The following is a 22,600-nucleotide window of genomic DNA, read 5'->3' on the forward strand; positions in this document are numbered from 1 at the left end:
TTGGTCGCCACGGGTTCACCAGCGGTTCATGAGACCATGTCGTTGCCGCGACACGGCCGACGTACGCTGTCCGCATGCGTGAGGCCTACCATGACCAGCTCGGACAGCTCGCCGACCAGCTCGCGGACATGTGCGGGATGGTCGGTGACGCCATGGAGCGCGCGACCACCGCGCTGCTCGAATCGGACCTCGCACTCGCCGAGCAGGTGATCGGCGACGACGCGAAGGTTGACGACGTGAGGGCCAGCATCGAGGAGCAGTCGTACGCGCTGCTCGCCTTGCAGGCCCCCGTCGCCACCGACCTGCGGACCGTGCTCGCCGTCATCCACGCGGCGGAAAGCGTGGAGCGCATGGGGGATCTCGCGCTGCACGTCGCCAAGGCCGCCCGCAGGCGCCACCCCCAGTCCGTGCTGGGCGAGGACGTGAAGCCGTACTTCGCCGAGATGGGCCGCATCGCGGTTGAGCTCGCCCGCGAGACCACCGAGGTCATCCGCACCCAGGACGTCGCCAGGGCTCGTCGCATCGAGGACGCCGACGACGCCATGGACGACCTGCACCGCCACCTGTTCACGGTGATCATGGACAAGGACTGGAAGCACGGCGTCGCCTCCGCCGTCGACACCACGCTGCTGGGCCGCTTCTACGAGCGGTTCGCCGACCACGCGGTCTCCGTCGCGAAGCGCACCGTCTTCGTGGTGACCGGCCGCATGCCGGGGTACGGCGACGAAGCCGACCTGTGACCCCTCCGGTTCGACAAGGGCCTCGCCTCCGGGCGGGGCCCTTGTCCGTTGTACCGTCGGGAATTCGCACGGCGAAGCGGGCGTTCCCCGGTCGGAAGGCCCCGAATCCGAGGGCGGTTCCGGCGGTCTAGCGGGCGGCGTCCACCCGACCGGTGAACTCCAGCACCGCCTTGGCCAACTCCTCCGGCGCCTCCATCGCGACGTAGTGCCCCACGCCCTCAAGGGAAACCGCGGTGATGTCGTCCGACACGGCCCGCTTCATGGTCCCGCTGGTGAACGACCCGCCGCCCGCGTCGACCGCCAGCACGGGCACCACCACCCCCGGCGACTCCGCCAGCGCCCTGATCTCCTCGCCCTCCCGCAGCATCGACCGGTACAACCCGGTGGCCCCGCGCCACCCGCCCGCCCGCGAGTAGGTCCGGGCGAACTCCTCCACGTCGTCCTCGCCGACCGCTCCGCGGACGGCGGTCATCGACGGGAACAGCAAGTCCCCCAACAACTCCCGCTCATGCCCGGTGAACAACAGCTCCGGAACCCCCTCCGCGGCGAGGACCCCGATGTACCAGGCGCCACCCCGCGTCACGTCGGCCAGCGCCTCGAGCCCGAACCCCGGCAGCCCCATCTCGATCGCCGTGAAGCTCCGCACGTCCTCCGGGTGCTCCACCGCCAACCGGAACACCGTCGCCCCCGCGATGTCCTGCCCGCTCAGGTGCACGGGTCCGACACCGAGCGCCGCGATCAGCCGGTGCAGGTCCTCCGCCGACGTCGCGCTGTCGTACTCCCCTTGCCCGTTCCCGGAATCGCCGAACCCGCGCAGGTCCACCGCGAACACCCGGTGCTCCGCCGCGAGCAGCGGGATCAGCTTCCGGAACGCCCACCACGTCTCGGGGAACCCGTGCACCAGCAGGATCGGCGACCCGCTCGTCCCCGCCGCGACGTAGTGCAGCGCGGTCCCGTTGACCTCCACGCGGTGATGCGAGATCTCGACCACGACTTCCTCCTCAAGTAGACAACCTTATTGTCCAAATATTAGCCAACCAGGTTGTCGATGTCCAGCCCTGTCGTACGCTGGATCCATGTCACGCTCCGGCGCCGATCTCGCCCTGCTCCTCCTGGCGGGCTTCCGCTCCCTGGTGGACGGCGCAATGGCGGAACTGGCCGCCCGCGGCCACGACGACGTCCGTCCCGTCCACGACTTCGCCATGCGAGCCATAGCCGCGGGCGCCGACAACGCCTCGGAACTGGGCCGCCGGCTCTCCGTCTCCAAGCAGGCCGCGGCGAAGACCATCGCCGTGCTCCAGGAGCGCGGCTACGTCTCCCGCACGTCCGACCCCGCCGACGCGCGCCGCAAACGCCTCCAGGTCACCCCGCTCGGCTTCGAGGTGCTGCGCACGGGCGAGGCGATCTTCGACGAACTGCGCGAGCGCTGGGCGCGGCAGATCGGCCCCGCGCAGCTGGAAAGCCTCGAACTGCACCTGACGACGCTGATCGGCGAATCCCCCATCCGCCTCGACACCCCCGGCTGGCTCGCCCGCGACCTCGGCGAACCGGCCTGACCGACCGCTCGAACTCGGCCCTCACCCGCTCCCGGCGTTGCGGACGGCGACCGCGGCGACGGTCGCCAGGTCCTCGCCCGAGAAGCCCGCGAGGCTCAGCACCGCCAGGGACTTGTTCGTCGCCAGCGTGCACAACGCCAACTCCGCCGCCTCCCGCTCACCGGCCCCCGCCGCCAGCAACGCCCGCTCCAGCAGCGCCCGCAACCCGTCCACCAGAGCGCGGACCGTCGCCCGCCCCTCCTCGTCGAGGGTCGGGAACTGCGCCGCCGACATCGTGACCAGACAGCCGTCCGGGACCGTCGGATCGGCGATGCGGTTCAGGGTGACCTGGAGGAAGGCGGCCACGACGGCGCCCGGGTCCCGGTGAGGACCGGACAGCGCCTGGCCGACCAGCGGGTGGTAGGTCTGCACGTACCGCTGGAGGCTTTTCCGGAAAAGGGCGCTCTTGTCGCCGAAAGTGCCGTAGAGCGAACCCCGGCCCAGGCCCGTGCCCTCGGTCAGGCGATCGATCGAGGCCTCCGAATAACCCCAGCGCCAGAACACGTGCATGGCGCCTCGCAGCGCCTCGTCCACGTCGAACTGCTTGCGACCCGCCATGTTCGGTAGCCTACACATCTTGTACCGATCGTTCAAAGATGGTTATGGTCGCCGCCATGACGAGTTTGAGTTCGCTGCGACTGCCCGACGGGTTCACCGATGTCTTCACCAGCAGGCTCGTGGACCTGGACGGGTTGCGGCTGCACGCGGTCACCGGCGGGGACGGCCCGCCGCTGCTGCTGGTCGGCGGGTGGCCGCAGACCTGGTACGCCTGGCGGGAGGTCATGCCCGCGCTCGCCCGCGAGCACACCGTCGTCGCTGTCGACCCGCGCGGAGCCGGGCTCTCCGACAAGCCCGACGACGGTTACGACGCGGGCACGCTGGCCGCCGACCTGGTCGCGCTGATGGCCGCGCTCGGGCACGACCGGTTCGACGTGGTCGGCCACGACATCGGCATGTGGACCGGGTACGCCCTCGCCGCCGACCACCCCGAACGGGTGGGTAGGCTCGCTGTCGTCGACGCGATCATCCCCGGCCTCACGCCCGTCCCGTCGGTCTTCGGCCCGGCCGCGGCCAACAAGCGGCTCTGGCACTTCGGCTTCAACCGGCTCGACGGCCTCAACGAGGAGCTGGTCCGGGGGCGGGAGCGGCTCTTCTTCGGCCACCAGTTCGCCACCAAGGCCGCCACCCCGACCGCGATCCCCTCCTACGCCGTCGACGTCTACGTCGAAGCGATCGTCGCGGATCCCCGCGGGCTGCGGGCGAGCTTCGCGTACTACCGGGCGCTGGACGAGACGATCGCGCAGAACGAGCGGCGCGTGAAGGCCCGGCTGACGCTGCCGGTGCTCGCCATCGGCGGCGCGCAGTACAGCGGCGCGCTGGTCGCCGAGACGATGCGGTCGGCGGCCGACGACGTCACCGAGGTGGTCCTCGACGACTGCGGCCACTACGCGGCCGAGGAGCAGCCCCAGCGGTTCACCGAGGCCCTGGAGGACTTCCTCGGCCGCGAACCGGTGGCGGGCGTGCCGCACGGCTGACGCGTTCACGGCGGGGTCCCGGCCGGGCGGCGGCCGACCCCGTCGTGGACACGCGAAGGGCCCGCCCCCGGATCGGGACGGGCCAGGGAACGCGGGAACTCAGCCGAACCGGCCCGAGATGTAGTCCTCGGTGGCCTTCTGGGTCGGGTTGGAGAAGATCTTCTCCGTGTCGTCCACCTCGATCAGCTGCCCCGGCTGACCGACGCCCAGCAGGTTGAAGAACGCCGTCTGGTCGCTCACCCGTGCGGCCTGCTGCATGTTGTGGGTGACGATGACGATCGTGTACTCCTTCTTCAACTCCGTGATCAGGTCCTCGATCGCCAGGGTCGAGATCGGGTCCAGCGCCGAGCACGGCTCGTCCATCAGCAGCACGTCCGGCTGCACCGCGATCGCCCGCGCGATGCACAGCCGCTGCTGCTGACCACCGGACAGCCCGCCGCCGGGCCGGTCCATCCGGTCCTTGACCTCGTTCCAGAGGTTCGCGCCGCGCAGCGAGCGCTCCGCGACCTCTTCGAGCTGCTTCTTGTTCTTGACACCGGCCAGCTTCAGCCCGGCCACCACGTTGTCGCGGATCGACATCGTGGGGAACGGGTTGGGGCGCTGGAACACCATGCCGATGGTGCGCCGCACCTGCACCGGGTCCACAGCGGACGCGTAGATGTCCTCGCCGTCCAGCTGCACCGTGCCCTCGACCCGTGCGCCGGGGGCGACTTCGTGCATGCGGTTCAGCGACCGCAGCACGGTGGACTTGCCGCAGCCCGACGGACCGATGAACGCGGTCACGTTGCGCGGCGGCACGGAGAGCGAAACCTGCTGCACGGCGTGGAACTTGCCGTAGAAGAGGTTGAGGTCCTTGACGTCGATGCGCTTCGCCATCGGTGGTTACCGCCCGCTCACTTGGTCTTCGGCGCGAGCCACCGCGAGATCACGGTAGCCAGCAGGTTGAACAGCGTGATGATCAGGACAAGGGTGATCGCCGCGCCCCAGATGCGGTCGAAGCCCGCGTCGGTGGGGTTGTTGCGCTCCGAGGTCATCAGCAACGGCAACGAGGCCATGGGGCCGTCGAAGAGGTTGTAGTTGATGTACGGGGCGTAAGCGGCGAGCACGAGCACCGGCGCGGTCTCGCCCATGACGCGGGCCAGGGCCAGCATGACGCCGGTGAGGATGCCGGACAGCGCGGTCGGGATGACGATCTTCGTGATCGTCTTCCACTTGGGGATGCCCAGCGCGTAGGACGCCTCGCGCAGCTCGTCCGGCACGATCTTGAGCATTTCCTCGGTGGTGCGGACGATGACCGGCACCATCAGCAGCACCAGCGCCAGCGACACCGCGAAACCGCTGCGGCCGAAGCCGAACGTGGTGATCCACAGCGAATACACGAACAGCGCGGCCACGATCGACGGGACACCGGTGAGGATGTCGACCATGAACGTGGTCGCCTTCGACAGCCGCGAGCGGCCGCCGTACTCCACCAGGTAGACCGCGACGAACAGGCCGATCGGCACCGAGATCAGCCCGCAGACCAGTCCCTGCACCAGGGTGCCGTAGATCGCGTGGTAGACACCGCCGCCGGTCTGCCGGGACAGCAGGCCGGACAACGACTTCTGCCACCAGTCGGCGTTCAGGACGACCGGGAAGCCGCGCTGGACCACGGTGTAGAGCACCCACACCAGCGGGACGACGGCCACGGCGAACGCCAGGCCGACGAGCACCGTGGCGGCGAGGTTCTTCGCCTTGCGGACGCCGCTGACGCTCTGGAACGTCGGCGGGGTCGCCAGCCGCGCGAGGTCGGTCGTGTCGGTGCTCATTCGTACTCCTTGTGACCGGCGACGATCGTCCTGGCGGCCGCGTTGACCACGAAGGTCAGCACGAACAGCACGAGGCCCGCTGCGATGTACGCGCCCGCCGACTTGGGGTCGTTGAACTCCGGAGCGGCCAGCGCGATCTTCGAGGCGAACGTGGCGCCGCCGTCGAAGAGGCTCCAGCCGAACGAGGAACCGGTGGCGCTCAGGATGATCGTCAGCGCGATGGTCTCGCCGAGCGCCCGGCCGAGGCCGAGCATGGAGGCGCTGACGTAGCCCGCCTTGCCGAACGGCAGCACGGTGGTGCGGACGACCTCCCACTTCGTGGCGCCCAGCGCGATGGCGCCCTCGACGTGCGGTCCGGGCGTGCGGTCGAACACCTCGCGGCTGACCGCCGTGATGATCGGCAGGATCATGACCGCCAGGACGATGCCCGCGGTGAAGATCGTGCCGCCCAGGGCGATGCTGACGTTGCCCTTGGCGAACAGCGGGATGAACCCGAGGTTCGAGATCAGCCACTCGCCCAGCGGCGTGAGCACCGGGCCGAGGACGAACAGCCCCCACAGGCCGAAGATGATCGACGGCACGGCGGCGAGCAGGTCGATGACGTACGCGAACGGCCGGGAGAGCCTGCGCGGCGCGTACTGGGTGAGGAAGAGGGCGATGCCGAGCGCCACCGGCATCGCGATCAGCAGCGCGAACGCGGCCGACACCACGGTGACCAGGAACAGATCGAGGATGCCGTACCGCATGTTGGTGACGTCGCCGGTCGACCACTCGCGGCTGAAGAGGAAGTTGGCGTTGTCCAGGGCCAGCGACGGGATCGCCTGGACGAGCAGGAACAGGCCGATGGCCCCGATGAGGACCACGATGAACACGCCGGAGCCCGTGGCGAGGCCGCGGAAGATCCGGTCTCCCGGCCTGACGTGGGGGGACTTCGGTTCGACTTCCGTTGTCGGCGGAATCGGAGCCTCCGAGGGTGGCACTGGGTGTTGGGCCTGAGCCCCGCGGGGGGCACCGGCGGTACCGGTGCCCCCTGGAGGCCTGACCACGACAGGGTCGCTCATCGCGTGGGTGGCGTCGACTCGAAGTCCGCCGCGACCTAGGCGATCGCCTTGATGGCGGTGAGGATCTTGTCCTGGAACGTCTTGGGCAGCGGCGCGTAACCGGCGTCGGTCAGGCCTGCCTGGCCGTCGGTCGCGGCGACCGTGAGGAACGCCTTGACCGCCTTCGCGGTGTCGGCGTCGTAGCCCTTGGAGCAGACGATCTCGTAGGTCGCGAGGATCAGCGGGTAGGTGCCCGCGGCGGTGGTGGCGTAGATGGAGTTCAGGTCGAGGACGAGGTCGTTGCCCTCACCCTTGATCTTCGCGCCGTCGATGGCCTTGCCGACCGTCTCCGGGGTCAGCTCGACCGCGCCCGCGCCGTTGTCGATCTTCGCGACGGACAGCTTGTTGTCCTGGGCGAACGACCACTCGACGTAGGTCACGGCACCGTCGACCGAGCCGACGGCCTGCGCCACACCGGCGGACTTCTCCTTGCCCTCGCCGAGGCCGCCCTTGAACGCCTTGCCGTCGCCCTGGGTCCACGCGCCCTTGGAGGAGGCGGCCAGGTACTTCTGGAAGTTGTCCGTGGTGCCGGACTCGTCGGAGCGGTAGACGACGGTGATGTCCTTGTCCGGCAGCTTCGCGCTGCTGTTCAGGGCGGCGATCGCCGGGTCGTTCCACTTCTTGACGCCACCGTTGAAGATCTTGGCGGCGACCTCGCCGCTGACCGTCAGGTCGGTGACGCCGTCGAGCTTGTAGCTGATCGCGACGGGGCCGAACACCAGCGGGATGTTCCACGCCGGGTTGGACTGGCAGCGCGTGGCGGCCGCGTCGGTCTCGCCCTTCTCCTTGGACAGCGGGGAGTCGGAGCCGCCGAAGTCGACCTGCGAGGCGTTGAACTGCTTGACGCCCGCGCCGGAGCCGGACGCGTTGTACGCGAGGTCCGCGCCCTTGCACTTCTGCTGGTAGACCTGCACGAAGGACTCGATCGCGGTCTTCTGCGCGGACGAGCCCTCGGCGTTCAGCTTGGCCTTGCCCGTGCAGTCGACCTGCTCCGCCGAGGCGGCGGGCGTGGACGCTCCACCGGTCGACCCGGCCGGAGCGTTGTTGTCGCTGCCGCACGCGGTGAGCAAAAGCGCGCCGGCCGTGATGAGGCCGAGTGCTGCGCCGTGCCGCTGGATCTTCACCTGAGGGTCCTCCACCTACCGAAAGCCTGCGCGGTTTCGCGACGGACGTCGCCGCTCGCTACGGAAGGTAGGCAGCGAGAATGGACGACGGCCCTAGTCGAGGTGAACGAAGGGTGAACAGGACAAGGGCACTCAGCAGCCGCGCCACATCGATACACGTCCGTGACCTGCACGTTCGCCCTCCGTGACAGGGCGACTACTACCGGCCGTACTGGACGTCCGCGTCCCAGAGCGTGAACCCCAACCGGGTGTACACCCGAACGGCGGCCGCGTTGTCGGATTCGACGTAGAGCATCACTTCGCGCAACCCCGACTCCTTCAGGTAGCGCAGCCCGGCGACCGTCAGCGCCTTGCCGAGCCCACCGCCCTGCGCGTCCAGGTCGACACCGACGACGTAGACCTCGCCGAGCGGTTCCGCCTGCTCGTGGACCTTGGTCCAGTGGAAGCCCAGCAGCGTCCCCTGGTCGTCCACGGCGAGCAGGAAGCCCTTCGCGTCGAACCAGTCCTCGGCTTCCTTGTGGTGCACGTCCTCGATGCTCATGGCGCCCTGCTCGGGGTGCCACGAGAAGGCGCGGTGGTTCACGTAGACGACCCCGGCCTCGTCCTGGCCGGGCACGAACGCGCGCAGCCGCACGCCTTCGGGCAACGACGCCTCGGGCAGCTCGCCGTCCAGGCGCATGCGCATGCGCCGCAACTCCCGGACCTTGCGGAAGCCGAGCTTCCCAGCCAGTTCCTCGGCGCCGGGGCGGTCACCGTGCGCCCAGACCCGCAGCGGGGCGGACCTCTCCACCACGGCCGTGGCCACCGCCGTGCCCACGCCCTGCCTGCGGTGCTCGGGGTGCACGACGAACTCGGCCACCTGGTTGCCCTCGGAGTCGCCGAGGAGGTCGAGGTGCGCGTAGCCGACGACCTTCCCGTCGACACGCGCCAGCAGGTGCGCGCTGCCCCGCGCTCCCGGCCTCATGCGCAACCGGACGTGCTCGCCGACCGGCGCCACGCCGTCGGCCCGCTCGGCCGCGGCGAGAACCTCCTCGACCTCGTCGGCCAGCGGTTCGGACAGCTCGTTGTGCCAGCTCGACTCAGCCACACCGCGACCGTACCCGGTGGGGGCGGTCGGTGATCAAGGGCCGACCGGCGAACCGCCCTCCACCGGGTGGGGTGGAGGGCGGTTCGGGTGGTCGGCTCAGACGCGGTAGAACTCCGCGTCCTCGATGGACGTGGTGTCGGCCGAGTCGGCGTGCTGGTCGACGCCGCGGCGGACGGCGCCCGGACGCGGGGGGCGGACGAACTTGTAGCCGACGTTGCGGACCGTGCCGATGAGGGACTCGTGCTCGGGGCCCAGCTTCGCGCGGAGGCGGCGCACGTGGACGTCCACGGTGCGGGTGCCGCCGAAGAAGTCGTAGCCCCAGACCTCCTGGAGCAGCTGGGCGCGGGTGAAGACGCGGCCCGCGTGCTGCGCGAGGTACTTGAGGAGCTCGAACTCCTTGTAGGTGAGGTCGAGGGGGCGGCCCTTGAGCCGGGCGGTGTAGGTCGCCTCGTCGATGACCAGCTCGCCCAGCTGGATGGAGCCGTCGCCGCCGGACTGCGCGGTGCCGCGGCGGGAGCGGACCAGGCGGAGCCTGGCGTCCACCTCGGCGGGGCCGGAGGTGGGGAGGAGGATCTCGTCGACGCTCCAGTCGGAGGTGACGGCCACGAGGCCGCCTTCCGTCACGACGGCGACGACGGGGACGTCCACGCCGCTGCTGTCGAGCAGGCGGCAGAGGCTGCGGGCGCCCGCCAGGTCGGTCCTGGCGTCGACCAGGACGATGTCGTGCGGTCCGGCCTCCAGGAGTGCGGAGACCTCGGGCCGGAGCGGCCGGACCTCGTGGGGAAGCAGGGACAGCGCCGGCAGCACCGCCTCGGGGTCGGAGTCGGTGGTCAGCAGCAGCACGTCGATGCTCATCGCGGGCCCTCCTATATGGCTGGTGACTGGTCACCGAACCAGCCCAGCAGCGTACGGTGACCGGGCCCCGTTGCCTGCGGATGACGGAGACAATACCGGTGCGATCCACGAAAGACCCAGGTCAACAGGTCAGGGTCACAGTTGTTTCCACAAGCGTCACGCCTGTTACATCCATGTCACATGACGGCGTGCTCCTGCACGGAGTGCACATAACTGCTGTACAGGGCGTTACCGATCTTGCCTTCGTGATCGGCCACGGCTTCACGAACCACGTTCGCAAGCCCGCTGTCAACCGGGTTCTGAATCGATTTGCGCGGCGCGGAGGTGTCGTCGCGCTCGACTTCCGGGGCCACGGCCGGTCCGCGGGGCGGTCCTCGGTCGGCGCGGACGAGATCCACGATCTGGCGGCGGGCGTCGAGCTGGCGCGCGCCCTCGGGTACCGGCGGATCGTCACGGTCGGGTTCTCGATGGGCGCCTCGATCGCGATCCGCCACGCGGCGCTCGCGCCCGACGGCGCCAAGCCCGACGCGGTGGCCGCGGTGAGCGGGCCGTCGCGGTGGTGGGTGCGCGAGTCGGTGGCCATGCGCCGGGTGCACTGGCTGCTGGAGCAGCCGCACGGGCGGCTCGCGGCGCGTTTGCTCGGCGTGCGGTTGGGCGACCCCTGGGCCACTCCTCCGGAGAGCCCTCTGGAGGTGGTGCACCGAATCACGCCCACCCCACTGCTGGTGGTGCATGGTGAGGACGATCATTACTTCAGCCCCGACCACGGCGTCGCCCTGCACCGGGCGTCACGTGGGCACTCCGAACTGTGGTTGGAGCCCGGCACGCGGCACGCGGAGTCGGCGATGACGCCGGCGCTGGTGGACCGGATCGCGGCCTGGCTCGACCACGCGTCTGCCTCAGAAGGACATCGATGACCGCCCCGACCCGCAGGAACGCCCCGAAACGACGCCCGTCACGGGGCCGGAAGTGGATCATCGCCCTGCTGGTGCTGGTCGCACTGCTCGTCGGCGCCGACTTCGCGCTGGCCGCCGCGGGCGAGTACCAGGTCGCGCAGAAGATGCGCGCGAAGCTCGGGCTCGCCGAGGACCCGTCCGTGCGGATCAACGGGTTCCCGTTCATCACCCAGGCGCTGGGCGGTGACTACAAGGACATCGAGATCAGCGCGACCGGCGTGCCGGTGCGCGACCAGCTGCGGGACCTGGAGATCCAGGCGAACCTCCTGCACACCCGGATCGAGCTGTCGAACCTGCTCGCGGGCAACACCAAGGGCGCCAAGATCGACCGGGTCCAGGGCCGCGTCAAGATCAAGGCGAACGACCTGAACCGGCTGGTCAACCAGGTGACCCCGTTCACCGACATGGCGATCGAGCCGGATACCCGCGCCGAGGGGTCCGAGGAGCAGGCCCCGCCGCGCACCTCCGCCGCGGTGAAGCTGTCCGGCAACACGACGCTGGCGAGCCGGAAGATCTCGCTCACCGCGTACGGCACCGTGACGCTGGTCGGCGGGCAGGTCGAGCTGGCCGTGAACGAGCTGAAGATCGACGACCTGTCGCTGGAGCCGTTCATCGCGCACCTCAAGCAGGCGCTCAGCATCAAGATCGACCCCGGTGTGCTGCCGTTCACCGTGACACCTACCGCGGTGCAGGTGGAGAGTGGAGCGTTCACGGTGGAGGGCACCGTGGACGACATCCCCCTGGACCAGGGCAACGGATGACATGACCGGACTGTGGGCGCTGGTGGCGGTGCTGGTCGCGGTGGGCGCGATCGGCTTCCTGCTGCGCGCCCGCGAAGGCCGGATCAAGGCGGCGGGCGCCGAGGGGACCGGACCTCCGCTGCCCGGCCCGGTCCGCGCCCTCCTGAACCCCGAGGACCCGGTCACGCTGGTGCAGCTGTCGACGACGTTCTGCGCGCCGTGCGGGCAGACCCGCGTGCTGCTGGCCGACCTGGCGGACCGGACCGAGGGCCTGCGCCACGTCGACCTGGACGTGACGGACATGCCCGAGGTCGCCCGCGAACTGGGCGTGCTGCGGACCCCGACCACCCTGGCGCTCAGCGGCACCGGGGCGGAGATCCTGCGGGTCGGCGGCGTGCCGAAGCGCGACGCGCTGCTCGCGGCCCTCGCCGGGCACCTGCCCGCCGCGGACGGATGACCCGCGAACGGGCGACGCAGGTCGATTCCAAGTAGTGGACACCACTCCCGACAGGGGAGAACTGGGGTTACCCTCGAACCATGTACGTGCTGCTGACCAAGCGACTCGCGGTGGACCTCTGCCGCGTGCACAGCAGCCTGTGTCGAACGATGCGCTGACCGGGCGGTTCCCGGCGGTCCCCCACGCTCGGACGTGGGTGCGCGGCCGCCCTTGAACCCCCTGACGGACACTCCGCGTCCAGTCCCCTGTCAGGAGGCACATCGTGGTCGAGGACGCTCCCGTGGACCCGCGCGGCCCGCGGTTCACCGCCTGGGTGACGGCCGTCGTGCTCGCCGTCGTGCTGCTCACCGGCTGGTGGCCGCTGCTGGCCGCGCAGGCGCTGGTCTTCGCGGCGTCCGGCCTCGTGTCGCTGAACCTGAACCCGTGGGGGCAGGTGTACCGGCTCGTCGTCCGGCCTCGTCTCGCGCCGACGTCGGAGCGCGAGGACGCGGCCCCGCTGCGCTTCGCCCAGACCGTCGGGTTCGCGTTCACCCTGGTAGGCACGGTCGGCTACGCGACCGGGTCCACCGGCGTCGGGATCGTCGCCACCTCGTTCGCGCTGGTGGCCGCCCTGCTCAACGCCGCGTTCGCCTTCTGCCTCGGGTGCGAGGCCTACCTGCTCCTGCGTCGCTTCGCACCCGCACCAGTCCGCAGGCAACAGAAGATCGAGAAATAGGAGCCAACCCGATGAGCCGTGAGAACGTCCTGGTCTCGGCCGCCTGGTCAGAGGAGAACCTCGAAGCGCCCGGTGTGGTGTTCGTCGAGGTCGACGAGGACACCACCGCGTACGAGGGCGGCCACATCCCCGGCGCCGTCCGGATCGACTGGAGGACGGAACTCCAGGACCAGGTCCGGCGCGACTTCGTGGACAAGGCGGGCTTCGAGGCGCTCCTGTCCGCGAAGGGCATCTCCAACGACGACACCGTGATCCTCTACGGCGGCAACAACAACTGGTTCGCGGCGTACGCGTACTGGTACTTCAAGCTGTACGGCCACGACGCGGTCAAGCTGCTCGACGGCGGCCGCAAGAAGTGGGAGCTGGACGGCCGTCCGCTGGACAAGGACGTCGTCGAGCGCGCCGCGACGAGCTACTCCGCCAAGGAGCAGGACCTGTCGATCCGCGCGTTCCGCGACGAGGTCGTGGCGGCGATCGGTGCGAAGAACCTGGTCGACGTGCGCTCCCCCGACGAGTTCTCCGGCAAGCTCCTCGCCCCGGCGCACCTGCCGCAGGAGCAGGCGCAGCGCGGCGGCCACATCCCGTCGGCGATCAACGTGCCGTGGAGCAAGGCGGCCAACGAGGACGGCACCTTCCGCTCCGACGACGAGCTGCGGGCGCTCTACGGCGAGGCCGGGCTCGACGGCTCGAAGAGCACCATCGCGTACTGCCGCATCGGCGAGCGCTCCTCGCACTCCTGGTTCGCCCTGCACGAGCTGCTGGGCCACGAGGACGTGAAGAACTACGACGGTTCCTGGACCGAGTACGGCTCGCTCATCGGCGTGCCGGTCGAGCTCGGCAGCGGCAAGGAAGGCTGACCATGAGCGGATGCGGTGCCCCGGACCAGTCGGTGGTCGTCGAGGGCGTGAGCACCACCGAGACGGTGTTCAGCGGCAAGGTGTTCGCGGAGGGCGCGCCGGTCGGCGGCGCCTACGTGCGGCTGCTCGACTCGACCGGCGAGTTCACCGCCGAGGTCGTGTCGTCGCCGGAGGGCGACTTCCGGTTCTACGCCGCCCCCGGCGACTGGACGATCCGGGCGCTGCACCGCTCGGGCAACGGCCAGGCGCTGGTGAGCGCGCAGGGCCCCGGCGTGCACGCGGTCGAGGTCGCGGTCGCCTGACGGAGTTCCACGCGAGGGGCGGCGGTGGCGTTGGCCACCGCCGCCCCTCGCGTTCCGACCAGGGGAGATAAACTCCACGGGTGGAACACTTCTTCACAGGCCTCCTGGTCCTGGTCGCGCTGCTGATCACGTGGTTCGCCGCGTACGTGGTCTACCGGCTCTACTCCGACCAGCGCTGATGACGACGACCAACCCCGAGCCCGGCAGTGGTGACGCGGCGGTGCAGGCCGCCGCCGAACGCGCCGAGGTGACGCGATCCCGCAACCTGCCGCAGTTCGACGACCTGCCGATCCCGGCGGACACCGCGAACCTGCGCCTCGGTCCATCGCTGCACGACCGGTGCCTGGCGCTGCTGCCGCTGATCGGCGTGTGGCGGGGCGAGGGCGAGGTGGTGTACCCGACCATCGAGGGCCCGTACCGCTTCGGCCAGCAGATCACGTTCGCGCACGACGGGCGGCCGTTCCTGTTCTACGAGGCGCGGTCGTGGCTGTTGTCCGAGTCGGGCGAGGTGATCCGGCCCGCGGCGCGGGAGACCGGGTTCTGGCGGCCGCAGGAGGACGACACGATCGAGGTGTTGTTGACGCACAACACCGGGATCATGGAGCTGTACTACGGGAAGCCGCGGAACCAGACGTCGTGGGAGTTCGCGACGGACGCCGTGGTGAGGACGTCGACGGCCAAGGACGTCACGGCCGCTCAGCGGCTGTACGGCGTGGTGAACAGCGGGGACCTGGCCTACGTGGAGGAGCGCGCGATGGTGGGGCAGCCGCTCCAGCCGCACACCTCCGCGCACCTCCAGCGCGTCGCGGGGTAGTTCTTCGAGGAAGGGCCGCCGGGCGTTCTCCGGCGGCCCTTCCTCGCTTCTTGCCCGAAGATTGTTCAACAATCCTCACATAGCCCGTAAGGTGGACGGCATGCGGCTGCGGCGGTGCGGTTCGGAGGCGGTGCTGGTCGAGGTCGACTCGCTTGGCGAGGTGGCCGCGGTGCGGGTCGCCGTTCGCGCGGCCGAACTGCCGGAAGTGGTGGACGTCGTGCCCGCGGCCCGGACGGTGTTGATCTCGGTTCGCCCCGGCGCGGACCTGGGGACCGTGCGGCGGGTGCTGGACGCGGTCGACCTGGGCCGGGCGGTGGAGGTCGGGTCCCGCGAGGTGCGGATACCGGTGCGGTACGACGGGCCGGACCTGGACCTGGTGGCGCGGACGGCGGAACTGAGCACCGCCGAGGTCGTGGAGCTGCATTCGGGCGCCGAGTACGAGGTGGCGTTCTGCGGGTTCGCGCCGGGGTTCGGGTACCTCGTGGGACTGCCCGAGGCGTTGCGGCAGCCGCGGTTGGACAGTCCGCGCACGAAGGTGCCCGCGGGGTCGGTGGCGATCGCCGGGGAGTTCACGGCGGCCTACCCCCGTGCCACACCAGGGGGATGGCGGTTGCTGGGGCGGACCGACGTGGCGCTGTTCGACGCGCGCCGTGACGAGCCCGCGCTGCTCGCCCCCGGTGACCGGGTGCGGTTCGAGGTGGCCGGGTGAGGCGGCTGACCGTGCTGCGGACCGGTCCGCAGGCCCTGGTGCAGGACCTGGGGCGGCCGGGGTACGCGCATCTCGGCGTGCCGCCGTCGGGCGCGCTCGACATGCCCGCCCTGCGGCTGGCGAACCGGCTGGCGGGGAACCCGGAATCCGCGGCGGGGCTGGAAGTGCTGCTCGGCGGACTTGCCGTCCGGGCAAGGTGCTCGTGCACGGTCGTGGTGACGGGGCCGCGGGTTCCGGTGCTGCGCAACGGGAAGCCGGTCGGGTCGCACGCGCCGGTGCACCTGGCGTGCGATGACGTGCTGGAGATCGGCACGCCCGAGGACGGGTTGCGCTGCTACGCGGCGGTGTCCGGCGGTATCGCGGTGGAGGCCGAACTGGGGAGCCGGTCGACCGACCTGCTGTCCGGGATCGGGCCGGAACCGCTGCGCGCCGACGACGAACTGCCGCTCGGGCCGGTGGTCGCGCCCGCGGTGGGCATCGACGTGCTGGCGCCGACGCGGGTGCCCGCGGAACTGGCGGTGGCGGTGCTGCTCGGCCCCCGTGACGACTGGTTCGACTTGCCCGTGCGGCAACTCGCGGCCGGGCGGTGGACGGTGTCGGAGCGGAGCAACCGGGTCGGCATGCGGCTGACCGGGACCGCGCTGGAGCGCGGGGCGCGCTTCGCGGGCCGGGAACTGGCCAGCGAGGGCATCCCGACCGGGGGCGTGCAGGTGCCCGCGGACGGGCAGCCGGTGGTGTTCCTGGCCGACCACCCGACGACCGGCGGATACCCGGTGATCGGGGTGGTGCCCGCCGCGGAGTTGGCGCTGCTGGCCCAAGCGCGGCCGGGTACCGCGTTCCGGTTCCGCCCGCGGGCCTGATCCGGTCCGGGTCCGTTGTTCCGTTGACCGGGGTCAGGATGGTCAATCGGCAGGAAACCGCGTGGCTGCGGAAAAGGATTGCCCAGCACGATGTTCCGGGAGATGTCCGATGACATCGGCGTGTTGATCAACGCCGGTCCGGAGCAGTCCTTCCCGGAAAGGCCGCCCCGGCGTCGGAACGGCCTTTCCGGAAATGATCTCGCGCATTCACGGCGGTCCCGCCGCCGCGGGAAGAACCCCGTCGCGACCGGAATCCGACGGGGCCGCGGGTGGAATTCCTAGTACTCGGACTCGTAGAGGTCGGCCAGCTCCGCGTGGATCACCGAGGAATCGGTGAGCGCCTTCCCGTCCAGCGTGTGCACGCGGGTGATCTTGCGAACGCTGGACAACAGGAACACGCCGTCGGCGGCGTGCAGGTCGGCCGTCGCGACGGGTTCGACCACCACGGTCCAGCCCTCGCGCTCGGCCGCGCGGAACAGGGCGGCCTGCGTGGTGCCGGGCAGGATGCCGAGGGTCGCGGGCGGGGTCGTGAGGGTGCGGCCGTTGACCGTGACCAGCGTCGAGGTCGGGCCTTCCAGCACGCCCCCGTCGGGCGTGGTGAACACGACCTCCTCGGCGCCCCGGCGCTCGGCCTCGCGCAGCGCGGCCATGTTGACCGCGTACGACAGCGTCTTGGCGCCCAGCAGCAGCCACGGGGCGCGCTCGGCGAGGCCGGGCTCGACGCCGCGGTCCAGCGTGATGGCCGAGAGGCCCGCTTCCCGCTGGGTGAGCGTCTTGGCCGCGATCGGCATGCCCAGCGCGAACCCGGTGGGCGTGCCGTCGCCGCCCTCGACGCCGCGGGTGTAGACGAGCTTCAGGGCCATCTCGGTGCCGCCGGACCAGTTGTCCAGCACGAGGGTGAGAGCCCGCTCGAACGAGGCCCGGTGGGGTTCCGGGAGGTCGAGCATCTCGGCGGACCGGGCCAGCCGGTCGAGGTGGGGGTCCAGTTCCCGCGGCTTGCCGTTGACGACCAGGACCGTCTCGAAGATGCCGTCGCCGCGCATCAATCCGAGGTCGTCCACCCGCAGCAGCGGGGCGTCCGGGTCGGCCAGTGTTCCGTCGAGAAGTGCCAGCACTCGCATACGGGGCAGCCTACTCACGGCCTACCATCACCATCGTGGAGACCGCAAGCAGCCGCAAGGCTCTGCGCAAGACGCTGCACGAGCGCGGCATGCGCATGACACCCCAGCGACAGCTCGTGCTCGACGCGGTGCGCGAACTGGAGCACGCCACCCCCGAGCAGATCTGCCAACGCGTCCAGGCCACGGCGTCGACCGTGAACATCACGACGATCTACCGGACGCTGGACCTGCTGGACAAGCTCGGCCTGGTCCGGCACACCCACCTCGGCCACGGCGCCCCGACCTACTCGGCGGACGACCACGAGCACGTGCACCTGGTCTGCCACCGCTGCGGGCGGACCGACGAGATCCCGTGCGAGATCCTCGACGGCCTCGCCGGAACACTCGGCGACTCCTACGGGTTCGAACTGGACGCAAGCCACCTCGCGCTTTCCGGCACCTGTCGGGACTGCCTGGAACAGGAGAACGAGTGATCTCACCGCTGCTCGCCGTGCCGGGTGCCATCGCACCGTTCGACGGCCTCCCCGACCAGGGGGTGCCGTGGCACTTCGGGGACCCGTTCGCCGAACAGCGGTCGGCCGCCCGATCCGTCGCCGTCTTCGACCGCTCGCACCGGGGCGTGATCGCCGTGCCCGGTGAGGACCGGCTGACCTGGCTGCACTCGCTGACCAGCCAGCACTTCACCGCGCTGGCCGAGGGCCGGGGCACCGAGGCGCTGGTCCTGGACGTCCAGGGCCGGGTCGAGCACCACGCGGTCGTCGCCAACGTCGACGGCACCGTGTACCTCGACATGGAGGCCCGGACCACCGAGCCGCTGCTCAAGTACCTCGACTCGATGCGCTTCTGGTCGAAGGTCGACCCGCGCGACGCGACGGCGGAACTCGCCGTGCTGTCCCTGGTCGGCCCGGAGGTCACCGCCCTGCTCGCGAAGCTCGACCTGCCGGTCCCCGGCAAGCCGGACGAGGCGCTCGGCCTCCCCGGCGGCGGCTTCGCCCGGCGCATGACCTGGCCCGGCCACGACGCCGTCGACCTGCTCGTGCCCCGCGCGGAGCTGCCTGCCTGGTGGCAGCGGCTGACCGACGCGGGCGCCCGGCCCGCGGGCTCGTGGGCGTTCGAGGCGCTGCGCGTCGAATCGCTGCGACCCCGCCTCGGGATCGACACGGACGAGAAGACCATCCCGCACGAGGTGAACTGGATCGGGTCGGCGGTGCACCTGGACAAGGGGTGCTACCGGGGCCAGGAGACCGTGTCGAAGGTGCACAACGTCGGACGGCCGCCGCGCCGGATGCTGCTGCTGCACCTGGACGGGTCCCGCGAGGTGCAGCCGGAGACCGGCGATCCGGTGGTGCTGGGCGAGCGGGTCGTCGGTCGGGTCGGCAGCGTGGCGCTGCACCACGAGCTGGGGACGATCGCGCTGGCGCTGATCAAGCGGTCGGTGCCGGTGGACGCGGACCTGCTGCTGGGGGTCGACGACCGCGTTGTGCAGGGGTCGATCGACCCGGACTCGATCCCGCCGGACACCCCGGCGCTGGGCCGGGAGGCGGCTCGGAACCTGGGCCGCTAACGCGGTGACCCCGCCACGTGCGTAGTGCACGTGGCGGGCTCGTCCCCGCGCCGCGAACACCCCGGCGAGTCCTGGGGTGAGCTGGGCTTTTCCCGAGCGCGGCGGGAATTGTCGGTAGCGCCCGGTACAACTCCTCCTGTCCGGTTTTCGGCGACGGAGGGGGTTCGTCTTGAGGAAGTTCTTGGCCGGGGTGCTCGCGCTGGGCGTCGTTCTGGGCGGGGTGGGCGTGGCACGGGCGTCGGGCGACTGGGTCGCGCACGCCCAGGTGATCCCGGTGCTCGCGAGGAACGTGGCCGACGGCACGACCGTGGCGGATGTGCACGAGGGACGGCAGGGCCTGCCGGTGCCGTGCTGCGAGGAGGTCCGGTCGGTCGGGCACTGGCAGGGGGCGAGCCCGTTCGCCATCGGCCTGCGGGTGCTGGGCGGCGGGGTCGACGGCGGTTACGGGGGCGTCGACGAGCACTTCCGGCTGGTGGACGCCGACGGCGGCACGATCTACTCGCTGCTCGAAGCGGACAGCTCGGTCGGGTGCGCGCCGGACGGGACCGCGCGGAGCGACACCGGGGCCGTGCGGGTGCAGACCGGGGCGGGGTACCGCTGGGTCGACGGGACGCGGCCGGAGCTGACGACCGGCGTGCCGGTGGACGCGGCGACGGTGGCGGACTTCGAGCTGGTCAGGATCACCGGGGCCGCGCAGGTCGAGGAGTTCACCGGCGCTTGGGCGGCGGACGTGGCGGCCGGGTCGGGCTGGGTGCTCGACGCGCGGCTCAGGGACTCGGCGACCGGTGCGGAGACGGCCCACCACCGCTTCCTGGTGGCGGCGGGCTACTGCTCGGCTCGGTCAGGTCCCGCAGCAGGAACCGGGCGGTAGCGGCGGCCGCGGCCGCGAGCACGAGCGAGGCCTGCCAGGAGACCGCGACGGCCACCCACCCGGTCAGGGCCGGGGTGATCGTGGCGCTCAGGTAGTTCGCCGAGTTCTGCATGCCCAGCGCGGTGCCGCTGCTGCCGTCGGGCGCCAGCTCGACGGCGGCGGTCACCGCGAGGCCGTTCCAGCACACCGCCAGCGCGGTCGTGGGCACCAGCGCGGTCGCCAGCAGCCACAAGGGGGCGTCGACCAGCAGGGCGCACAGCAGGAAGAAGGCGGTCACCACCACGGCGACGGTCCGCAGCGGGTCCAGCCTGCTGCGGACCGCGTCGGACCACACGCCCGCGCCGAGCCTGCCCGCGCCGCCGAGCACCTGGGCGGCCGCGAACAGGCCCGAAGCGAGTCCGAGCGCCACGCCGCGGTGGTCGTGCAGCAGTTCCACCATCAGGGCGGCAGCGGTGAACTGGGGCACCACCAGCAGGCCGCTGGCGGTGCTCAGGCGGATCAGCCTCGGGTCGCGCAGCACGACGCCCTGGCCGTGCGCGGACCGGACGGCGCCGGGTGGTTCCCGGATGAACACCGCGATGGCGACGGCCACCAGCGCGGTGAAGGCGCTCAGCGCCACGAAGGCGGCGGGCACACCGGCGTTCGCGGCGACCACCGGCAGCACGACGGCGGCCAGCGCCGCGCCCACCGGCGTGGCGGTCTGCCGGATGCCCATGGCCAGGCCGCGGCGGTCGGCGGTGAACCAGCTCATGACCGCCCGGCCACTGGCGGCGTTCACGCTGGCCCCGAAGACACCCGCGCCGAACAGCGCCAGTCCGGCGAGCAGCGCGTTCCCGGTCGCGACCAGCGCCAGGAAGGCGGCGGCGCCGACCCCGCCGATGGTCATCACCAGCCGTTCGCCGCGGCGGTCGGCCATCGCGCCCCAGGGGACGAGGGTGAGCATCGTGCCCAGGTTGACCGCGCCGATGAGCAGGCCGACCTGCGGCAGCGTGAGGTCGAAATGCGCTCTGAGCTGCGGCGTCAGCGCGGGAAGTCCGAGGAAGACCGCCGCGTTCGTGCCCTGCGCGAGCGCGCCGACGCCGAGGACCACCCACCGATAACGACCTGCCATGTCCTGCACGCTAGGTCCGCCGCCCACTCTTCGGGAAGAAATTTCCACTGACTGGGATGGCATCGAACATGCGAGGGCCAGGGGACGTTCGCGAGGAGGTGGGCGAATGCCGCCCGGAAGTCCGGAGTGGACGACACGGCGTACGCACGACTAGTGCATTTGCACGTGCAGAACGAAGAAAACCGCCCGACCCGCCCGGTGGGGCACGTCGAAGCGGCAGTGGTCCGCCGTGCCCGAGCGGTGCCGGGCGGTCGGGTGGAGCGCGGATCAGTCCTTGACGATCCGGTGGTTCGGTCGGCTGCGCTCGTCCGCGAGCAGGTCGTCCACCGAGGCGCTGCCGCTCTGGTAGCGGCCCGCGATCTCCGCGTTGAGCTGGTCCATCACGACCTGCACCTGGCGCCTGCGCTGCGAAACCGACGCTTCCTCACCGATGAAGGTGCGCAGCGTCAGGTCGAGCCTCTCGTCGGACAGGGTGCTGACGTCGGACAGGTCCACGTCCGAGACCAGCGCTTCCACGTGCCGCTGGTGGGCGTCGGCCCGCGACGGCTCGTGCGTCTGGTACCGGCCGAGACCGGTCGACGGGCCCACCGCGTTGGACGCGAGGATCGTCGCCAGCTGGTCGACGACCGACGATCCGCCGTCGGTCCGGCGCAGCTTCTCGGCACGCACGATGTCGATCCGCGCGTGCAGCAGTCGTCGTAGGTAGGAGAGGTCGGTCTCTTCTTGCGCCGCTTCGTCGCGCAACGCGCGCACGTCGGCGAGAGGGCGCTGCTCGACGCCCTCTGCGTAGTCAGGGGCGAGCACCCGGTCGATACGGCGGCGTCCGCCAGGACGCACCTCGATCACGTACTCATCCTGAGGTAGATCCTGCTCAGCCGCCAACACGAACCTGCTTCCAAAGTGGTGTCAAACCCGTACCGGACCGTGCACACCCAGTAGTTCCCGTGCCTCGACCACCGGCAGCGGCGGCCGTTGAGCGATCTTCGCCAGCCCGGCGGCCCTGGCCACCAGCTGCACGTCGTCCCGAACGGGCTGCCCTTCGGCGTAACTCTCGGTGTCCGACATCCCGACGCGCAGGTGCCCACCGACCGCCAGCGCCGCCAACATCACCGGAATGGTCGCGACCCCGACGCCCGCGGCGGAGAACGAGGCGCCCTCGGGCAGTGACCGCAACGACTCGATCAGGGTCTCGGCGTCTCCCGGCAGCCCACCGGGGGTACCCAGCACCAGCCCCACGTGAACCCGTCCACCCGACGGCGGCCCGTGCTCGCCGAGCAGCCTGCGCAGGACGTCGAACTGCGCGGCGCCGGTCACCTCGTACTCGGGCACGATCCCGCGTTCCCGCAGGTCGTCGTGCAAGTCGACCAGGGATTCCCAAGGCTCGTCCACGGGGCAGACCAGCGAGTCCGGCACCGCGTCCAGCAGCTTCGGCCGGTCGGCGTCGGCCGCCAGCCGCACGATCACCGAGGTCCGCTCCCGCAACGCCGCCACGACCTCGCGCGCCTTGCCCACGTCCACGACCCGGACCCGGACCACAGCCGCTCCGACCCGCTCGCTGCTCTGCACGGCCGCCACCAACCCGTCGACCGATCCCGTCGCTCGGGGTGCGACGGTGAGCAGCGTGCCGCGGGAACCAGGGCGGGCCATGCGGAAATACTGGCACAGGTCCCGGACCCGGC

28 protein-coding genes are annotated in these 22,600 nt (G+C 71.0%); 16 read left to right on the forward strand and 12 right to left on the reverse strand.

The window, feature by feature from the left end:
* The first annotated feature begins 74 nt into the window (after positions 1-74).
* Positions 75-740 (forward strand): phosphate signaling complex protein PhoU, encoded by a 666-nt coding sequence (gene phoU / locus RM788_RS23515; protein ID WP_315933923.1) that lies wholly within the window; start codon positions 75-77, stop codon positions 738-740.
* 127 nt (positions 741-867) lie between these two features.
* Here phoU and RM788_RS23520 read toward each other — a convergent pair whose 3' ends face one another.
* Positions 868-1,731: an alpha/beta fold hydrolase gene (locus RM788_RS23520; RefSeq protein ID WP_315933924.1), complete on the reverse strand. Its 864-nt coding sequence runs from the start codon at positions 1,729-1,731 to the stop codon at positions 868-870.
* A gap of 85 nt (positions 1,732-1,816) precedes the next feature.
* Between RM788_RS23520 and RM788_RS23525 the strand changes: the two genes are divergently transcribed.
* A complete protein-coding gene (locus RM788_RS23525; protein ID WP_315933925.1) occupies positions 1,817-2,296 on the forward strand; it encodes a MarR family winged helix-turn-helix transcriptional regulator in 480 nt (159 codons plus the stop codon).
* A gap of 21 nt (positions 2,297-2,317) precedes the next feature.
* Here RM788_RS23525 and RM788_RS23530 read toward each other — a convergent pair whose 3' ends face one another.
* Entirely contained in the window at positions 2,318-2,893 is a 576-nt protein-coding gene (locus RM788_RS23530; protein WP_315933926.1) for a TetR/AcrR family transcriptional regulator, read from the reverse strand.
* 56 nt (positions 2,894-2,949) lie between these two features.
* Between RM788_RS23530 and RM788_RS23535 the strand changes: the two genes are divergently transcribed.
* Positions 2,950-3,870 (forward strand): alpha/beta fold hydrolase, encoded by a 921-nt coding sequence (locus RM788_RS23535; RefSeq protein WP_399344549.1) that lies wholly within the window; start codon positions 2,950-2,952, stop codon positions 3,868-3,870.
* 99 nt (positions 3,871-3,969) lie between these two features.
* Here RM788_RS23535 and pstB read toward each other — a convergent pair whose 3' ends face one another.
* From pstB to RM788_RS23565, 6 genes are all read right to left on the reverse strand, one after another.
* Complete coding sequence (gene pstB, locus RM788_RS23540) at positions 3,970-4,746, reverse strand: phosphate ABC transporter ATP-binding protein PstB (RefSeq protein WP_315933927.1); 777 nt, start codon at positions 4,744-4,746, stop codon at positions 3,970-3,972.
* A gap of 17 nt (positions 4,747-4,763) precedes the next feature.
* Complete coding sequence (gene pstA / locus RM788_RS23545; RefSeq protein ID WP_315933928.1) at positions 4,764-5,678, reverse strand: phosphate ABC transporter permease PstA; 915 nt, start codon at positions 5,676-5,678, stop codon at positions 4,764-4,766.
* A complete protein-coding gene (pstC, locus tag RM788_RS23550; RefSeq protein ID WP_315933929.1) occupies positions 5,675-6,739 on the reverse strand; it encodes a phosphate ABC transporter permease subunit PstC in 1,065 nt (354 codons plus the stop codon). The genes pstA and pstC overlap by 4 nt, the downstream gene beginning before the upstream one ends.
* A gap of 35 nt (positions 6,740-6,774) precedes the next feature.
* Positions 6,775-7,902 carry a phosphate ABC transporter substrate-binding protein PstS gene (gene pstS / locus RM788_RS23555; RefSeq protein ID WP_315933930.1) on the reverse strand — a complete coding sequence of 376 codons (1,128 nt, stop codon included), beginning with the start codon at positions 7,900-7,902 and terminating at the stop codon, positions 6,775-6,777.
* 199 nt (positions 7,903-8,101) lie between these two features.
* Entirely contained in the window at positions 8,102-8,989 is an 888-nt protein-coding gene (mshD, locus tag RM788_RS23560) for a mycothiol synthase (RefSeq protein ID WP_399344554.1), read from the reverse strand.
* A 96-nt stretch (positions 8,990-9,085) separates the two neighbouring features.
* Positions 9,086-9,844: a winged helix-turn-helix domain-containing protein gene (locus RM788_RS23565; protein WP_315933931.1), complete on the reverse strand. Its 759-nt coding sequence runs from the start codon at positions 9,842-9,844 to the stop codon at positions 9,086-9,088.
* A 188-nt stretch (positions 9,845-10,032) separates the two neighbouring features.
* Between RM788_RS23565 and RM788_RS23570 the strand changes: the two genes are divergently transcribed.
* The 10 genes from RM788_RS23570 (at position 10,033) to RM788_RS23610 (ending at position 16,254) form a co-directional block, all read left to right on the forward strand.
* The gene (locus RM788_RS23570) at positions 10,033-10,761 is read left to right on the forward strand and encodes an alpha/beta hydrolase family protein (RefSeq protein ID WP_315933932.1); all 729 of its coding nucleotides are present in this window, start codon (positions 10,033-10,035) and stop codon (positions 10,759-10,761) included.
* A complete protein-coding gene (locus RM788_RS23575; protein WP_315933933.1) occupies positions 10,758-11,561 on the forward strand; it encodes an LmeA family phospholipid-binding protein in 804 nt (267 codons plus the stop codon). Before RM788_RS23570 ends, RM788_RS23575 begins: the two co-directional genes overlap by 4 nt.
* 1 nt (position 11,562) lies before the next feature.
* Positions 11,563-11,997, forward strand: a complete 435-nt coding sequence (locus RM788_RS23580; protein WP_315933934.1) for a thioredoxin family protein — start codon at positions 11,563-11,565, stop codon at positions 11,995-11,997.
* An 80-nt stretch (positions 11,998-12,077) separates the two neighbouring features.
* Complete coding sequence (locus RM788_RS53015; protein ID WP_372506909.1) at positions 12,078-12,155, forward strand: putative leader peptide; 78 nt, start codon at positions 12,078-12,080, stop codon at positions 12,153-12,155.
* Positions 12,156-12,259: 104 nt separating this feature from the next.
* Positions 12,260-12,712, forward strand: coding sequence for a DUF4395 domain-containing protein (locus RM788_RS23585; RefSeq protein ID WP_315933935.1), 453 nt, complete (start codon positions 12,260-12,262; stop codon positions 12,710-12,712).
* Between the two features lie 11 nt (positions 12,713-12,723).
* A complete protein-coding gene (locus RM788_RS23590) occupies positions 12,724-13,569 on the forward strand; it encodes a sulfurtransferase (protein WP_315933936.1) in 846 nt (281 codons plus the stop codon).
* A 2-nt stretch (positions 13,570-13,571) separates the two neighbouring features.
* Positions 13,572-13,871 carry a DUF1416 domain-containing protein gene (locus RM788_RS23595; protein WP_315933937.1) on the forward strand — a complete coding sequence of 100 codons (300 nt, stop codon included), beginning with the start codon at positions 13,572-13,574 and terminating at the stop codon, positions 13,869-13,871.
* Positions 13,872-14,049: 178 nt separating this feature from the next.
* Complete coding sequence (locus RM788_RS23600) at positions 14,050-14,685, forward strand: heme-binding beta-barrel domain-containing protein (RefSeq protein WP_315933938.1); 636 nt, start codon at positions 14,050-14,052, stop codon at positions 14,683-14,685.
* A 100-nt stretch (positions 14,686-14,785) separates the two neighbouring features.
* The gene (pxpB, locus tag RM788_RS23605; protein ID WP_315933939.1) at positions 14,786-15,394 is read left to right on the forward strand and encodes a 5-oxoprolinase subunit PxpB; all 609 of its coding nucleotides are present in this window, start codon (positions 14,786-14,788) and stop codon (positions 15,392-15,394) included.
* Positions 15,391-16,254: a 5-oxoprolinase subunit C family protein gene (locus RM788_RS23610; protein WP_315933940.1), complete on the forward strand. Its 864-nt coding sequence runs from the start codon at positions 15,391-15,393 to the stop codon at positions 16,252-16,254. The genes pxpB and RM788_RS23610 overlap by 4 nt, the downstream gene beginning before the upstream one ends.
* Positions 16,255-16,532: 278 nt before the next feature.
* On the opposite strand, the gene RM788_RS23615 is transcribed toward RM788_RS23610, so the two are convergent.
* Entirely contained in the window at positions 16,533-17,375 is an 843-nt protein-coding gene (locus RM788_RS23615) for an aminodeoxychorismate lyase (protein ID WP_315933941.1), read from the reverse strand.
* Between the two features lie 89 nt (positions 17,376-17,464).
* On the opposite strand from RM788_RS23615, the gene RM788_RS23620 reads away from it, so the two are divergent.
* The 3 genes from RM788_RS23620 to RM788_RS23630 all read left to right on the forward strand — a co-directional run bounded on the left by RM788_RS23620 (position 17,465) and on the right by RM788_RS23630 (position 19,810).
* Positions 17,465-17,848 carry a Fur family transcriptional regulator gene (locus RM788_RS23620; RefSeq protein ID WP_315934723.1) on the forward strand — a complete coding sequence of 128 codons (384 nt, stop codon included), beginning with the start codon at positions 17,465-17,467 and terminating at the stop codon, positions 17,846-17,848.
* Positions 17,845-18,939 (forward strand): CAF17-like 4Fe-4S cluster assembly/insertion protein YgfZ, encoded by a 1,095-nt coding sequence (locus tag RM788_RS23625; RefSeq protein WP_315933942.1) that lies wholly within the window; start codon positions 17,845-17,847, stop codon positions 18,937-18,939. Before RM788_RS23620 ends, RM788_RS23625 begins: the two co-directional genes overlap by 4 nt.
* A gap of 169 nt (positions 18,940-19,108) precedes the next feature.
* A complete protein-coding gene (locus RM788_RS23630) occupies positions 19,109-19,810 on the forward strand; it encodes a hypothetical protein (RefSeq protein ID WP_315933943.1) in 702 nt (233 codons plus the stop codon).
* Here RM788_RS23630 and RM788_RS23635 read toward each other — a convergent pair.
* From RM788_RS23635 to RM788_RS23645, 3 genes are all read right to left on the reverse strand, one after another.
* Positions 19,707-20,921, reverse strand: coding sequence for an MFS transporter (locus RM788_RS23635; RefSeq protein WP_315933944.1), 1,215 nt, complete (start codon positions 20,919-20,921; stop codon positions 19,707-19,709). The two genes, RM788_RS23630 and RM788_RS23635, sit on opposite strands and share 104 nt — an antisense overlap.
* A gap of 267 nt (positions 20,922-21,188) precedes the next feature.
* Entirely contained in the window at positions 21,189-21,767 is a 579-nt protein-coding gene (locus tag RM788_RS23640; protein WP_315933945.1) for an RsiG family protein, read from the reverse strand.
* 60 nt (positions 21,768-21,827) lie between these two features.
* Positions 21,828-22,568 (reverse strand): 3-keto-5-aminohexanoate cleavage protein, encoded by a 741-nt coding sequence (locus tag RM788_RS23645; RefSeq protein WP_315933946.1) that lies wholly within the window; start codon positions 22,566-22,568, stop codon positions 21,828-21,830.
* Positions 22,569-22,600: the final 32 nt, after the last annotated feature.

It is taken from the genome of Umezawaea sp. Da 62-37 (genome assembly GCF_032460545.1).
Lineage (GTDB): Bacteria > Actinomycetota > Actinomycetes > Mycobacteriales > Pseudonocardiaceae > Umezawaea.